Genomic DNA, 13,545 nt, shown 5'->3' on the forward strand with positions numbered 1-13,545 from the left:
TATAACCATGACAGGCGATAACAAACCAGAAAGCACGAAACCAGCCGGCACCGCAGGGGCCGTGGCGAGCCTCGGCGCTGCCGCAGAACGCCCGGATCGGCTCTACGAAGGCTACATCTTCGATCTGGACGGCACAATCTACCTGGGATCGGAGCTCCTGCCGGGGGCGCTCCGGCTGATCCAGGCCCTGCGGAGCTGGGGAAAGCGGGTGATCTTCCTCTCCAACAACCCCACCCGGGATGTAGACATGTACGTGCAGAAACTTCAGGGAATGGGTCTCGAGGCGGACTCCTCGGAAATCATCACCACGGTCTTTACCACCACCCAGTGGATTCTGCAAAACGCCCCGGGTGCGGTGGTCTATCCCATCGCCGAGGAGCCCCTGGTACGGGCCTTCCGCGCGGCGGGGATCACCATCTCCGATGATCCCTCAAAAATCGACATCGTCGTGGCCAGCTACGATCGGGACCTGACCTGGAAAAAACTCCAGATCGCCTTCGAAGCGATCTGGTATCACCGGCGGGCCAAACTGATCACCACCAACCCCGACCGGTTCTGCCCCTTCCCCCGGGGCCACGGCGAGGTAGACTCCGGGCCCGTGGTGGCAGCCCTGGAAAACGCCACGGGTCGCCCCCTGGACGTGAACTGCGGCAAGCCCAGTCCGGTGATGCTCCAGACCATCATGACGGCCCTGGACCTGCCCGTGAAAGAGTGTCTCACCACGGGGGACCGGCTCTACACGGAGATCAAGATGGGAATCGATTCCGGCATGGACACGGCCCTGGTTTTTACCGGCGAGACCACCCCGGCCATGCTGGAGGAAGAACCCCGGGAGCGGTGGCCCACGTGGCACCTGGAGAGGATCGATCAGCTCCTGCCCCAGCGGTGCTGGGAGGAGCTGGGCTGGGACTGATCACGCCAGATTGACCCGGTCCCGCCCCGCCTCCTTGGCCTGATACATGGCGCGGTCGGCCCGGGTAATAAAAGCGTTCAGATCCTCCCTGCGCCGGGGGATACCTCCGGCGACACCGATGCTCACCGAGACGGTCTCCTTCAGCCCCGGCACATGGAGGCGGGCTATCTCCTGCCGAATTCGCTCGCAGGCGATCCGTGCCGTGGCGGGGCGCGTTCCGGGAAAGAGCAGGACAAACTCCTCGCCTCCATAACGTGCCAGAACGTCGGAGGAGCGGAGTTGCTCCGTGCAGCAAGCGGCGATCGCCTGGAGCACCCGATCCCCCAGATCGTGGCCGTAGCGATCGTTGACGGCCTTGAAGCGATCCACATCGACCATGGCAACCGTCAGTGGCTGGCCGCTGCGGGTGGCCGTCTCAAAGAGAAGCCGCCCCTCAATAAGAAGACGGTGACGGTTTGCCAGCCCCGTCAGGGCGTCGGTCATGGCCATGGAATAGGTCTTCTCGTGGAGCCGGGCGTTTTCCAGAGCAATCGCAATATGATCGGCGAGGATTGCCGCCAGTTCCACGTGGTGGTCCGTGTAGACCCCCCGCTCGCGGTGATCGGCCGAGACCAGCCCGATGGCACTGCCGTGGCGTATCAGGGGAATCCCCATCCAGGACTGGATCGTCTCCTCTCCCGAGGGCTGGATAAAGGCAGGGAAGTCTGTGGTCACATCGAGGGAGATGAACGGTCTCTGCTCCTGGATAGCTCGGGTACTGAGACTTCCCGCTTCGGGGAAGGGGAACCGCAATCCAACCACCTTCTCGGGGTTCCTGAACCCCGTGCAGCCGATCACCTCCAGTTATGTGTCCTGAAGGATCTGGATCGAGGCCGTCTGGCAGGGGATGATCTTTCGGGTCTGTTCCAGGATTCGCTGCACCGTATCGTGAATACTCAGGGAGGCTCCGATCACGGCAGCGGCCTCGCGGAGCACCAGAAGCTCCCGGTTTTTCTGCTGCAGGGCTTCCTCCAGTTCCTTGTGGGCGGTGATATCCGTTTCGGTCCCCACATACAAAAGGGGCGAGCCCTCTTCGGTGGTGCCCCGGGACTCACCCTTGCTGACAACCCATCGGTAGGTGTCGTCGGGGTTGCGAATGCGGAAGGTTTCTTCAAAGGATCGGCTCTCGCCGGTGTATATCTTTCGGGCCGCCCGGGCGATCCGGTCCCGGTCCCGGGGATGGAGGCTCTCCAGAAAATTCTGCCAGGCCTCCTGGGGTTCTATTTTTTCTCCCCTGGGCAGGGGGCGTCCAGGGAAAAAAAGGCCCTCCCCGTAGTGTGTTGCGTGCACCCCCAGGCGGGAGAGGAGTTCCACCAGCTCCGCATCGGCGAACAGGGCCGTCCAGCGGGGTGCCTGGTCCCGTGGTTGATCACGAGCCTGGCCATGCGTCTGGTCATGCGTCTGGTCACGTGGTTGATAACTCATACCTGAAAAAAGTGTAATCTGCCTTCCGGGGTATTTCCAGCGCTTTCCGATCTTGCGTTTCGAGCCACACCATCCCTTGCGGGACAGAACTCTTCCGGGTACCCTGAAGTGCTTTCGGGTACCTTGAGCAAAACGAAAGGGAGTTATCATGAAACGATTATCGGGACTGATCGTCCTGTTTACTCTGACGGGGCTCGCCGCAGCCGTAGCCGATGCTGATGGGGTCATAACCCTTCGGAACATCGGGTCCGAGGGATGGCAGGTTACAGATGTCCAGGGCCGGGGCGTCTCGGCCAGCGGGGTTGGCCTGGTTCGGATCGGGTTGGAAGTGGGAAACCGCTATCACTTCGACCTGTCCTCGGTGGACAGCGATCTCTTTGCCATGGAAATCCGCGATCGAAGTGGTCGGGTGCTCTTTTCACAGAAGGACGACGACCCTCCCCAGGGGTGGGAGGAGGCCGCTCCCGTTATTACCGACGAAGGAATCACCTTCACCCTCACGGAAGAGCTCGCCGGGCGCATCGGAACGTACCGTGCCGTAAGCTATCCCGCCATGGTGGGCTTTCTGCGGGGAGTTGATCCCGCAGCAGTGGAGCGTGCCCGGAGAGACCGCCAGGAGGCGGCCACCCCCGGTGCAGAGGAGACTCCCGCCCCAGGGGAGCCGTCCCCCGACGCAGACATCCCTGACACCGACGTCGCCCCCGACGCAGAAGCGCCCGAGGCCTCCTGAGAATCCCCGGAGAGGACTCAATGGAACTCTATGTGTTACGCGAGCCCGGCCTCGGCCCCCGGGGCTATCTCAGGATACGCTCCGGGGAAGCCACCTTCACAGCCCTGGAGAAGGCCTCGGTCTACCCCCGGGAGGGGCTGATCGCCCTGGGACAGACCCTGGAGGAACTCTTCCGGCGCCATCCCGGCCTGCAGGTGAAACGGATCACCGTTGTCGAGGAGGATCATCCCCTTTCCCGGGAAGATCTCCAAACCCTCGGGATCGGGAGCCTTCGGGAGGTTTGACCATTCTGGTGTCGTAGCCCGTGGGATTCTGGCGGTAGTATTGTTGCCGGTAGGTCCGGGGGCTCATCTGGGCGTAGCGACGGAAGCTCCGCGAAAAGTGGAAGGGGTTTTGGTACCCCAGTTCCCAGGCTATCTCCTTGATCGAGAGGGTCGTGTCCAGAAGCAGCGACGTGGCCACGTCCATGCGCAATCTCCGGTAGTATTGCAGCGGTGAGACCCCCAGGTGCTGCGTGAAGAGCCGGGTCAGGTGTTCCCGGGATATGTCCAGAGAATCGGCTACGGCCTCCATGGAAATTCTCTCCCTCAGATGCTGTTCGAAAAGACGAATTGCCCGGCTGATATGGACGTTGTAGTCCTCGGGACGGTCCCGGGAAATCCTGCGCTGTCGGGACCAGGGCGCTGGTTTGTCCCCAGGGCTGATCTCGGCGGCCAGCTCCCATAAAAACGCCTGAAGCAGGTGGGCTGCTGCCTGGCGCCGGGCTGGATGGGGGTGCGCAAAGCCGTTCTTGCAATCCTCAAAGAGGAGCCGTTGCCGGGCTCCCCCGTCCCGGGGAAAGGCTTGCCTGAAAAGATCATCATCCAGAATTCCCCTCAGCGGGTCTTCCGAGGCAGGAGTAAAGAGCAGGGCATAATAGGAAACCGGAGTACTCTCCGCTTCGGGCCGGATCGCGTGGCGCTCTCCCGGAGGGGAGAAGAAGAGCCGTCCCTGGGACAGGACAAAGCGGTCCCGATCCCGTTCAAACCGCCCTTCGCCGCCCAGGAAAAAATGAAGTTCGTACTCGTCGCTGTCGTGGCTATGGTGCCGGGAATGCCAGGCGAGCAACTCCGGCGAAGAGAGCCGGTACACAAAGACCACGTCTTTTATCTCCACCCTGGGAGCCTCCTGTGTCAAAATATGGTTCATAGTATCAAAAAAAGGAATGTTTGCATCGCTGGAGTCCGGGTACTATCAGAAGAAGACCCGATCATATCCGGAGGATAGCGACGATGGAACGAGCATTGACCCTGGGGATCGATATCAGTACCCAAAGTATTTCCGCTGTAGTTCTGGACCCTCGGGAATCTCCCGCCAGAGCCGTGGCGCACCTGAGCCTTTCCTACCGGGACGACTCCCGGCTAAACCGCTTCGGAATCCATCGGGAGTCGCTCCTGGTGCCGCCTCGCGTGCCCGGCGAGGCCGATCAGCCGCCGGAGATGTTTCTTGCAGGGCTGGATGCTCTCCTGGGAGACCTGGCAGCGGCGGGGGTTCGCCTGGGGCAGGTAGGAGCCGTCTCGGTGAGCGCCCAGCAGCACGGCCACGTGTATCTCACGGAGGCCGGCCTGGAGGCGATCGCTGCCCTGGGCCGGGGAGGGGAATCCCCTCTGGTGAAGCGCTTCGACGGGGCCTTTTCCTACGGAACGGCCCCCATATGGCAGACCTCCAATTCCCAACCCCAGGCGGAGGAAATCAGGGACGCCCTGGGAGGCGTGCTCCCCGTGGTGGAACGTTCGGGATCAAACAGCCCGGCCCGCTTCACCGGGGCAGTAATCCGGCGTACCGCCCAAACCGTTCCTTCCATCTGGGAGAAAACGGCCCGAATCTCCCTGCTGAGCAGTTTCTTTTCGGCTATCCTTTCGGGAAACCCCGATTGTCCCATAGACTGGGGGAATGGTTCGGGAATGACCCTCATGGATTATCACACACGGCAGTGGTCTCCGGAGCTTCTCCAGGCAGTAAGCCAGGGCTTGCCGGGCGGGGCTGATGCCCTGAGGGCAAAGCTCCCCGGACTGGCTTCCCCCGTGGCAGAGTCGGGCAGAATCGCCCGGTATTTCCAGGAGCGGTTTGGATTTTCGCAGGATTGTATTGTAAACGCCGGAAGTGGCGATAACCCCCAGTCCAAGGTGATGATCCGGGGAGATTTGCTCTCTTTGGGAACCAGTTTCGTCTATATGGTCGATACAGGAACACCCCTGGTGGACCGCAGTGGCTACGCCAACAGTATGTACGACGGTCTGGGAAACCCCTTCGTCTTTGCCTGCCGAACCAACGGGGCCATGGTCTGGGACCGGCTCAGAGGTATCTACGGAGCTGACCTTGCCCGGGCAGAGGCAGCTCTGGAGAAGGTCCGGCCCGGGGCGGAAACGATAGTATGGCAACCCTACGCCGAAAGTTATCCCCAGGTTCCCCCGATCGATCTGGAAGAGGCCCGTTCGGGAGGGGGCGATTTTTCCCGCCTCTACAGCGGGATTGTCGATTCATCGCTGGTTCTGACCAGGCATTACGCAGGAACTTTCGAGGTGAGTCGGGAACCGCTGGCGCTCACGGGGGGGCCCTCGGCGAGCCTTGCCATCAGGCAACGGGTTGCTGCCATCTTCGAGCGTCCTGTGATCGTTCTGGAGAGTTCCGGGGCTGCCCTGGGGAGCGCCCTGGCAGCATGGCAGACCCTGTGCAACGCCCGGGGGCACAAAGCTGAACTGGATCGTCTGCGGCAGGACCTGGTTCCTTCGGGAGAGATGGTCTATCCCGATTCAACCATGGCCTCGGCCTACCGGGAGCTGGCCTCGCGACTGATCAGGCGCGCCCCTTTCGCGAGCTCTCCGTCAGCGTCTGGATAACCTCACCGGCGCTGCGTGAGGCCAGAAGCTTTTCCCGGGCCTCTGCCTTGTGGAGTGCCCCGGATATTGCTGCCAGGACCTGCAGATGGGGACTCGCCTCGTGATCGGGGCTCACCAGGAGAAAAAAGATCGTGCTGGGCTTCCCGTCCAGGGCCTGAAAGTCCACCCCCTCCGGGGCCAGCCCCAGGGCAAGACGAAGCCGGGAGGTGCCACCGGTCCGGGCATGGGGGATAGCAACCCCCTCCTGCATGCCGGTGCTCATGACAGATTCCCGGGAAAACACGTCTTTTTCGGCGATCCTTCTGTCATCCAGGGGATGTTCCCGTTCCATAATATCCAGTAACTCCCGGATGATCCCGTCCTTGGTGGTCGCCGTGAGGCTCAGGGAGATCGCCGGAATCGCAAGGTACCGGTTCCAGTCAAAGGTCATGCGTGATATCTCCTCCACCCGGTTTGCCTGCAATTCCGGGGGCGCGGAAAAGTTTTTGAGCCTGGTCACAGTATACTGCAGATTCACGATGGATTCGTAGACCAGGTTATTGATAAAGGTAACGTCCTTCTTCTGGCTGGTGAAGTGAATCCCCCGGGAGACAGCCTGAAGGACGATGAAGACCGAGTCCTTGCGGATCTGGTACATCTGCTCGCGGTGGTTTCCCAGGTGAATGAAAAAGCCTTCGTTCCCCAGGGCCGTGAGAACTTCCGAGGTCAGCATGGTGCTGATCCGGTTGGAGCCAAAGTCAAAACGGGTTATCACCGAATCGTCCCGGGGTGCCTCGAAGGTGGTTCCCCGGGCGGGGTGTTTCAGGGCTTTTTCCAGGAGCGGAGGCGCCGCAATGGTGGAGACCAGGGTCATGAGCACGGCCACGCCGAAAAGCTCTTGCGAGAGAATGCCACTGCCGATCCCGATACCGGCGATGATCAGGACCACCTCTCCCCGGGGGACCATGCCCAGACCGATCCGGAGGCTTCCCAGGTTGGTAAAGCCCAGCAGTCGTGCCGGAAGGGCGCTGCCCAGAAGTTTTCCTGCCACGCCCCCTGCCAGAGCGTAGACCAGGCCAAAGCCGATTACCTGGGGTGACGAGAAGGCCCGGAGATCCACGAGCATTCCCATGACCACAAAAAAGATGGGAACAAAAAATCTCTGGAGGGGTTCCATCTGCTCCTGGAGCAGATAATTGATATCGGTGTTGGAGAGGGAAAGGCCCATCACGTAGGCCCCGATAATCATGGCCAGCCCGGCGGCTTCGAAAATCCCCGCCAGAAGAAGGGCGAGGCCGAAAGCAAGAACAGCAATCTGGCTGGGAGCCTTCACCAGCTTGAGGATGCGGCTGATCTGACGGGCCATGAGAAGCCCCGCCAGGGTGAAGCCGATCCACATCCCAAAGGCCTGGAGGGCGATGGTGGAGACGGTTTTCCATTGAAAGGCCTCTGCCCCCGGGGCGGCGAGAACTCCGGCCAGTCCCACGATGACTGCCACCAGAATGATTCCCAGGACGTCGTCGATAACGGCAGCAGCCAGGATGGTGACCCCCTCGGGAGAGTCAAGCTTCCGGTGCTCCGAAAGAACCCGGGCGGTGATCCCCACCGAAGTGGGAACGCAGAGAAGCCCCAGAAATAGCGCCTGCGGAGAGAGCCAGGCTCCTCCCAGCCAGATTGCTGTCAGGGCATAGCCCGCACCAAAGGCGATCATCATCCCCCCCAGCCCCACCAGAGAGCCTTTCAGGGCGAAGCGAAGGAACATCTTGATATCCGTCTCGAGGCCGCTGAGAAAGAGCAGGATAATCGAGGCTATTGTGGCGAGGCCGTAGAGCTCGGGCGATACCGGTATCTCTCCAGGATGAAGAGGAAAGAGCCCCCGGGGCAGCAAGGGAAGCGGGAGTGATCCCAGCAGGTAGGGGCCAAGGAGAACTCCTGCCCCGATCTCTCCCATCACACCAGGAAGATTGTATCGGCGGGCCAGGTGTCCTGCTCCATGGGCAGCAAAAAGAATAAGGGCAAGTTCCACCACCAGGTAGGTCATTCGGTGTGTCATAAGGCGAATGATACTTCTCTTTCGTGTTTCAGAGAAGATTCAGATTTGAGAAAAGATTTTTATTTGAGAAAAAATTCTGATTTGAGAAAAGATTCGGGAGACGGGATGGCTTCCGGGAGAAGAATTTCTTGTTTTTGAAAATCTCCGGCCTTTCTTCGGATGCCCTGTGCCCTGTGCCTTATGGCGGGAGGATTCCGGGGGATTGGTCGAGGTAGTTTTCTGCGATCTGCCGGATCTCGCCGCTGGCGCGCATTTCTTCAAGAATGGATCCAAAGGTGGAAACAAAGTCCTCCTTGAAGACGTACCGGTCTCCTCCTTCCCTGGTGATTCCCAGGTGACCTGCTTCGGAGCCCAGAAGGGGACCTTCCCGAAATTCGGGCAAAGGAATACCGCAGGCTTCTATCTCTGCGATTGCGGCTTGTATTGACAGGCGGTCGTTGGCGTAGCCGTCAATTCGTTGCTGTGCAAGTTTCAGTATACCCGATCTGGTATTGCGCGATTGATCGATAGTGAATATCCCCCGGTCTCTCCAGGGCTCCAGGGCCATGAAACCATCGTTGGTGCCCAGGACTGTTCCCCGGAAATCCTCGGGCCAGGAAGAGTCTCGGGTGAAGAGGCTCTCTGCCCGGACGAGGAGTATCAGTTCTTCATCAAGCATTTTCAGGGAATAATCCATAAAGGGGCGTTCCCGGGGGCGCTCGTAGGGAGGGAATAGGGCAAAGCCCTCACCGGTTTCCATGTAGAGCACACCGCGCCTCCAGGGAACTGGCTCAATTGTAATCACATAGGAGGGCATCCTCTCCGTTACAGCCCGCACGATCTCTGTGTATATTCCCCGGGGCTGTCCCTTTTCACTGTACGAATAGGGGGGATACCCATCATCGCAATAGATCGTTACCTCCCAGGGCGGACCACCCCCGGGTGCGCTTTCTCCAGGCTGACCCGGGAGAAAGGGGGGCGTGAGGAGGAGAACCATACAACAAGCGATACCTCGTGGGATCACAAGAGACTCTCTCTTTCTTCCCTGCCTCTCCCGCAGGCCCGGTTCTTCGGGATGCTCTATTGATAGTTCCTCATGATGTTATCAATGGTGCCGTCGCGTTTCATTTCATTTATCACCGTAACAAAGGTTGCGGTGAAATCTCGCCTGAAGGGAAACGCAGCGTCCGCAGTATTGGCGATTCCCAAATAGCCCTGCTCTGTGCTTATGAGTAAAATCTTTTGCAGGGATTCCAGGGGTCCCCGTAAGGAGCGATCACTCTCCCGCAGCTGACTGGCGGACCAGCGGATGGAGTTCGGGTCGTTGATAAAGTAGTCGATGCGGCCAGCCACCAGTTTTCGCAGATTGACTTCATTGTTCTCTGCCTCATCGAGGATGATACCATAGTCATCCCGGGCTTTTTCTCTGTCCGGTACGGAGAATCCTGCGTTTATACCAACCCGTTTTCCCGCAAAGTCTTCGGGCCAGCGGGTTCCGGTATCCGGGCTCAGTGCAAACAGGGCATACCCTTCGTCGAGTATCGCAACGGGATAGTCCATGTACGGTCGGTCCTCCGGTCTGTAATACGGAGGTAGCAGACCAAAAGCCCGTCCTGCTTCCACGAGCTGAAGTCCTCTTCTCCAGGGAACCCCGGTTAACCGGAGGGTGTATCGATCCATGCGGTCGATGGCCTCCCTGATAACGTCGATGTAGATCCCCTTTGCCTCTCCGCCCGCAGCTTCCCAGGTGTATGGCGCATAGTCGTCGTCATAGAGGATTTCCACCTCCTGAGCCCCTGCCAGGGAAATCATGAACCCTGCACAGATCAATCCACAGGTCAGTATCTTCATTGTAAGGCCCTCCTCCATCACGTGCTAAGACATAATGAAATTCTCGTTCATTGGGGTGTGGGTGTGCAAACCTGGTTTCCCAGGGATTTAGAGCCCGATGTTCGATCGCTTTGCATACGATTTGCTCATGCATTATGGTTTTTGCATCAGGCCTAGAGCCTGAAGGGGGATTCGCGCATTCTGTTCCCTCTGATTTTGATAGGCAGGTGGTTGGCCGGTTTTTTATGAATTTTGTGGTAAACTATCGAATTCAGGAAAAGGCAGCAAAGAATGCGAAAGGAGCCCGACGATGATGAAGAAAGCTATCTTGTTGATGATTGCATTGATTGTGATAACAGGAGTTGCCCATGCCCGGCGGGGGGTCACCGTGGCCAGCGGAGACTGGGCACCCTACCAGGGAGATACCCTTCCCGGCGGGGGGCCTGCCGGGGTGATCGTGGCCGAAGCCTTTGCCTCCCAGGGGTGGGAGGTGACCTTCGAGTACCTTCCCTGGGCACGGGGATTAACCCTGGCGCAGCAGGCCCGGAACGATGGAACCTTCCTCTACGGCTACAGCGAGGAGCGGGACGAGACCTTCCTCTACAGCGATCCCATCATTACCCTGGATACGGTTATCTTCTACCGGAAGGATCGGCCCATAGATTGGACCACCCCGGAAGATCTGAAGCGCTACACCCTGGGGGCTGTGCTGGAATACAACTACGGCTTCATCCGCGAGAGCGACGGCTTCACACTGGACAGAATCTCTGACCCGGTGGGCAACTTCCGCAAGCTTGCCGGCGGACGGGTCGACGGGGTTCTGGAAGAGCTCCTGGTGGGGTGGGATCTGGCAGAACGGGCAGGTGTGGCCGACAGAATCGCCTATCATCCCAAAGCGATCGATTCGGAACCTTTCCACTTCATTGTCTCCCGAAGCCATCCCGATGCAGAGCGGATCATCAGCACCTTTAATGAAGGTCTTTCTGCGCTTCGTGCCTCGGGACGACTTGAAGAGGTGCTTTCCAGGAATTAGAATCAATATGACGGGCCCCGGGCGTGGGCCGTCCGGGGTGGCAGGGGCCGGGAAAAGCGGCTCTAATTGGTGATACAACGGGGGATATGGATGAAGAACGGGAGAAGCGGATCGCTGCTGAGAAAGATCGTCCTGGTTCAGGTGGCCTGTGTTTTTTTGATCATGGCCGCCGTGGGGTTCCGGGACTATCGCGTGCGGGCCGTACAAACTCGCCGGCAGATGGAAGAGAACGCAGGGTACGTTGTGGAGCGAGCGGCCAACAGTCTGGGGCCGCACATGTGGAACTACGCTCACGACGCAGCCGCTGTGCAGCTTGCTGCCGAGCTGGGTGCCTGGGACGTCCTGGGTTTTGTGGTGAACGAGGGCGATTCCCTCTGGCTGGCCGTCGCCCAGGACGGGGCAGGCGAATTGATCCGCCTCGAAGCAGAGCAGGATATAGCCGCCCTCCAGGGCCGGGCCTCCCTGGAGAGGGTGAGTGCGGTCCATCATAACGAGCAGGAGCTGGGGTCTGTGCAGGCCCTCTTCACTGATGAGCCCCTGCGGGCGGAACTCGCGGGGCAGCGGCGGCGCGCGATCCTGAATACCCTGATGATCGGTTTCGTCTTGTCGGTCTCTCTCAGCCTCGCCTTGAGAAGCATGGTGGTCAAACCCCTTCGGAGCATTGTCTTTCGGCTTCGGGACATCGCCGAAGGTGAGGCCGATTTGACGCAGCAGTTGATGATCCGCAGCAAGGACGAGGTCGGGGAGTTTGCCTCGCTCTTCAACCGCTTTGTTGAGACCATCCGTGAACTGGCGGCCAGTATCAAGTTTTCGGTCAACCAGACCGCTGCCACATCAAGCCAGGTGGAGGAGCAGTCCCGCCTGGCCTACGGGGCAACCGAGAATATATCTTCCGGAGTCGGAGAGATCCAGAACTCCTTCGAGGGGCTCAGCGGCAATATCGACGAGGCCACTGCTGCGGTGGAGCAGATTCTCGGGAATATCCACGAGCTGCGCAACACCATACAAAGCGAGACGGCGGCGGTCACCGAGTCTTCGGCATCGATTGAAGAGCTTCTCTCGTCCATCAGGACCATCTCCTCCAGTACCGACCGCAAGGCGGAATTGGCCAAGGTTGTCCAGAGCCGCACCGACGAGGGGGACGGGCGTATCAGCGACACCACGGCCGTGGTTCAGGAAATTGGTGCCGATGTTGGCCAAATGACTGAAATTGTCGATGTGATCAACAATATTACGGCCCAAACCAACCTGCTCGCCATGAACGCGGCGATCGAGGCGGCCCACGCGGGTGAGAGCGGTCGGGGCTTTGCCGTTGTTGCCGAGGAGATTCGCAAGCTCGCCGAATCGACCAGCGAAAACTCCAAAGTGATAACCGAGACGTTGCGCAAGGTGGTGGAGCGTATCCGCCGGCTGGAGGAGACGTCGGAGCACACCGCCGAGGTCTTTCAGGAAATCCGCTCGGGCGTCCAGGAGGTCTTCCTCTCTTTCAGTGAGATATCTTCGGCCATGTCCGAGATGAAGGACGGCACCGACAGCATTAACGAGGCCATGGTGTTGTTAAACAACATGAGCCATCAGGTCCAGGGTGGAGCCGATGAGATGCAACGCGGTGCCGAGACGATCAATGCATCGATGCAAAAGATCAGTTCCGTCAGCGGTGACGTGGGAGATCGCATCGCCACGGTGAAAGGCGAGAGTCAGTCCATATTTGGTGCCATGGAGTCGATCCTGTCGCTGGTAGACGATAACCAGAAGCGGGTTCGCCTTCTCAAGGATGAGACCGCCCGATTCAAGACCGATTCTGATTCCGGGGCATCTGATTCCGGGGCAGAAGGAGAAGAAGGGCAGGGCTCGAAGCAATAACGGCAGGTGATCCGGACTGTGGATACCAACGTGCCCACAGTCCGGCTTGCCGCCACCGTTCCGGCCCCTCCGGGAAGGATCTTTACCGAGGGGCGTATTTTCTGATTATTGCGTCGTACCTTCCGTTGGCCCTGATCTCTGCCAGGCCCTCGTTGAAATCCCGCATATGCTGCTCGTTGACAAAGGCAACCCGGTAGGGAGTTTCGGGGAACACGGCAAACTCCTCTGTGGCAACGCCGGTATCCACACCCGTTTCGGGGTCGTGAATGAAGTGCTGGAGTATCCTGGATTCACCCACGGCCACGTCGACCCTGTCTCCAAAAAGCATCCGGATCTGGACTCGCTGGTCGGCAACCTCGGAATATCCCGGGCTGTTGCGGGCCGCCGATGCGAAGTCGGAACCCAGGACGATCGTGGCCCGCTGGAAGGAAACCATCCGCAGGTTGCCCAGGTCCGATATACTGCTGACATCAAGGTTTCTGTTCCGCAGTCCCACGGCAACGTTGTTAAACACCAGATAGACGTCGGAGAGGTGCCGCCCCGTGTCGTGGGCCTCCAGGATTCTTGCCCCAGCCTGGGTGTTGCCCTGACGGACAGTCTCGATAACGCGGGCAAGCGGAAACAGTTGTGGCCGCAGGGTGTGCCCCCTGGCTGCCAGGGCTTCCTTGATGATCTCGTACTCCAGCCCGCTCAGGGAGCCGTCGCTGGCTTCCATTACATAGGGAGGAACGGGAGCAAAGCCCATTGTTATCTCCGCAGCCGATACCGCACCCGCCCAGAAAGCGACAAGAACAGCGAAACATGCAATCTTTTTCATGGAAT

Annotated in this window: 13 protein-coding genes; 6 read left to right on the plus strand and 7 right to left on the minus strand. The window is 59.5% G+C overall.

Annotation, left to right across the window (positions count from 1 at the left end; translation table 11 throughout):
* Nucleotides 1–7 precede the first annotated feature (7 nt).
* The gene (locus BW950_RS00230) at nucleotides 8–913 is read left to right on the plus strand and encodes an HAD-IIA family hydrolase (RefSeq protein WP_083943600.1); all 906 of its coding nucleotides are present in this window, start codon (nucleotides 8–10) and stop codon (nucleotides 911–913) included.
* Here BW950_RS00230 and BW950_RS00235 read toward each other — a convergent pair whose 3' ends face one another.
* Nucleotides 914–1,750, minus strand: a complete 837-nt coding sequence (locus tag BW950_RS00235; protein WP_076487285.1) for a sensor domain-containing diguanylate cyclase — start codon at nucleotides 1,748–1,750, stop codon at nucleotides 914–916.
* A gap of 6 nt (nucleotides 1,751–1,756) precedes the next feature.
* On the minus strand, nucleotides 1,757–2,377 hold the full coding sequence (locus BW950_RS00240) for a PAS domain-containing protein (RefSeq protein WP_159438689.1): 621 nt from the start codon (nucleotides 2,375–2,377) through the stop codon (nucleotides 1,757–1,759).
* Between the two features lie 148 nt (nucleotides 2,378–2,525).
* On the opposite strand from BW950_RS00240, the gene BW950_RS00245 reads away from it, so the two are divergent.
* Complete coding sequence (locus BW950_RS00245) at nucleotides 2,526–3,107, plus strand: hypothetical protein (RefSeq protein WP_076487287.1); 582 nt, start codon at nucleotides 2,526–2,528, stop codon at nucleotides 3,105–3,107.
* 20 nt (nucleotides 3,108–3,127) lie between these two features.
* Entirely contained in the window at nucleotides 3,128–3,391 is a 264-nt protein-coding gene (locus BW950_RS00250; protein WP_076487288.1) for a hypothetical protein, read from the plus strand.
* Here BW950_RS00250 and BW950_RS00255 read toward each other — a convergent pair.
* On the minus strand, nucleotides 3,312–4,262 hold the full coding sequence (locus BW950_RS00255; RefSeq protein ID WP_076487289.1) for an AraC family transcriptional regulator: 951 nt from the start codon (nucleotides 4,260–4,262) through the stop codon (nucleotides 3,312–3,314). The two genes, BW950_RS00250 and BW950_RS00255, sit on opposite strands and share 80 nt — an antisense overlap.
* Before the next feature lie 116 nt (nucleotides 4,263–4,378).
* Here BW950_RS00255 and BW950_RS00260 point away from each other — a divergent pair, with 116 nt between their 5' ends.
* Nucleotides 4,379–5,986, plus strand: coding sequence for an FGGY family carbohydrate kinase (locus BW950_RS00260; RefSeq protein WP_076487290.1), 1,608 nt, complete (start codon nucleotides 4,379–4,381; stop codon nucleotides 5,984–5,986).
* On the opposite strand, the gene BW950_RS00265 is transcribed toward BW950_RS00260, so the two are convergent.
* The 3 genes from BW950_RS00265 to BW950_RS00275 all read right to left on the minus strand — a co-directional run bounded on the left by BW950_RS00265 (nucleotide 5,943) and on the right by BW950_RS00275 (nucleotide 9,848).
* A complete protein-coding gene (locus BW950_RS00265) occupies nucleotides 5,943–8,018 on the minus strand; it encodes a cation:proton antiporter domain-containing protein (protein WP_234968987.1) in 2,076 nt (691 codons plus the stop codon). The genes BW950_RS00260 and BW950_RS00265 overlap by 44 nt on opposite strands.
* A 178-nt stretch (nucleotides 8,019–8,196) precedes the next feature.
* Complete coding sequence (locus tag BW950_RS00270) at nucleotides 8,197–8,994, minus strand: substrate-binding periplasmic protein (RefSeq protein ID WP_076487292.1); 798 nt, start codon at nucleotides 8,992–8,994, stop codon at nucleotides 8,197–8,199.
* An 83-nt stretch (nucleotides 8,995–9,077) separates the two neighbouring features.
* Entirely contained in the window at nucleotides 9,078–9,848 is a 771-nt protein-coding gene (locus BW950_RS00275; protein ID WP_159438690.1) for a substrate-binding periplasmic protein, read from the minus strand.
* 289 nt (nucleotides 9,849–10,137) lie between these two features.
* Here BW950_RS00275 and BW950_RS00280 point away from each other — a divergent pair, with 289 nt between their 5' ends.
* Together BW950_RS00280 and BW950_RS00285 are read left to right on the plus strand one after the other, a co-directional pair.
* Entirely contained in the window at nucleotides 10,138–10,860 is a 723-nt protein-coding gene (locus BW950_RS00280; protein ID WP_083943604.1) for a substrate-binding periplasmic protein, read from the plus strand.
* A gap of 90 nt (nucleotides 10,861–10,950) precedes the next feature.
* Nucleotides 10,951–12,723 carry a methyl-accepting chemotaxis protein gene (locus tag BW950_RS00285; RefSeq protein WP_076487294.1) on the plus strand — a complete coding sequence of 591 codons (1,773 nt, stop codon included), beginning with the start codon at nucleotides 10,951–10,953 and terminating at the stop codon, nucleotides 12,721–12,723.
* 82 nt (nucleotides 12,724–12,805) lie between these two features.
* On the opposite strand, the gene BW950_RS00290 is transcribed toward BW950_RS00285, so the two are convergent.
* On the minus strand, nucleotides 12,806–13,540 hold the full coding sequence (locus BW950_RS00290) for a substrate-binding periplasmic protein (RefSeq protein WP_076487295.1): 735 nt from the start codon (nucleotides 13,538–13,540) through the stop codon (nucleotides 12,806–12,808).
* Nucleotides 13,541–13,545 lie beyond the last annotated feature (5 nt).

Source organism: Alkalispirochaeta americana (assembly GCF_900156105.1).
GTDB classification, from domain to species: domain Bacteria; phylum Spirochaetota; class Spirochaetia; order DSM-27196; family Alkalispirochaetaceae; genus Alkalispirochaeta; species Alkalispirochaeta americana.

Bases quoted from the DNA above. Each gene is read 5' to 3' on its own strand.
- BW950_RS00230 (WP_083943600.1), top strand. From the start codon at position 8: ATGACAGGCGATAACAAACCAGAAAGCACGAAACCAGCCGGCACCGCA.
- BW950_RS00240 (WP_159438689.1), bottom strand. From the start codon at position 2,377: ATGAGTTATCAACCACGTGACCAGACGCATGACCAGACGCATGGCCAG.
- BW950_RS00245 (WP_076487287.1), top strand. From the start codon at position 2,526: ATGAAACGATTATCGGGACTGATCGTCCTGTTTACTCTGACGGGGCTC.
- BW950_RS00250 (WP_076487288.1), top strand. From the start codon at position 3,128: ATGGAACTCTATGTGTTACGCGAGCCCGGCCTCGGCCCCCGGGGCTAT.
- BW950_RS00260 (WP_076487290.1), top strand. From the start codon at position 4,379: ATGGAACGAGCATTGACCCTGGGGATCGATATCAGTACCCAAAGTATT.
- BW950_RS00265 (WP_234968987.1), bottom strand. From the start codon at position 8,018: ATGACACACCGAATGACCTACCTGGTGGTGGAACTTGCCCTTATTCTT.
- BW950_RS00270 (WP_076487292.1), bottom strand. From the start codon at position 8,994: ATGGTTCTCCTCCTCACGCCCCCCTTTCTCCCGGGTCAGCCTGGAGAA.
- BW950_RS00275 (WP_159438690.1), bottom strand. From the start codon at position 9,848: ATGAAGATACTGACCTGTGGATTGATCTGTGCAGGGTTCATGATTTCC.
- BW950_RS00280 (WP_083943604.1), top strand. From the start codon at position 10,138: ATGATGAAGAAAGCTATCTTGTTGATGATTGCATTGATTGTGATAACA.
- BW950_RS00285 (WP_076487294.1), top strand. From the start codon at position 10,951: ATGAAGAACGGGAGAAGCGGATCGCTGCTGAGAAAGATCGTCCTGGTT.
- BW950_RS00290 (WP_076487295.1), bottom strand. From the start codon at position 13,540: ATGAAAAAGATTGCATGTTTCGCTGTTCTTGTCGCTTTCTGGGCGGGT.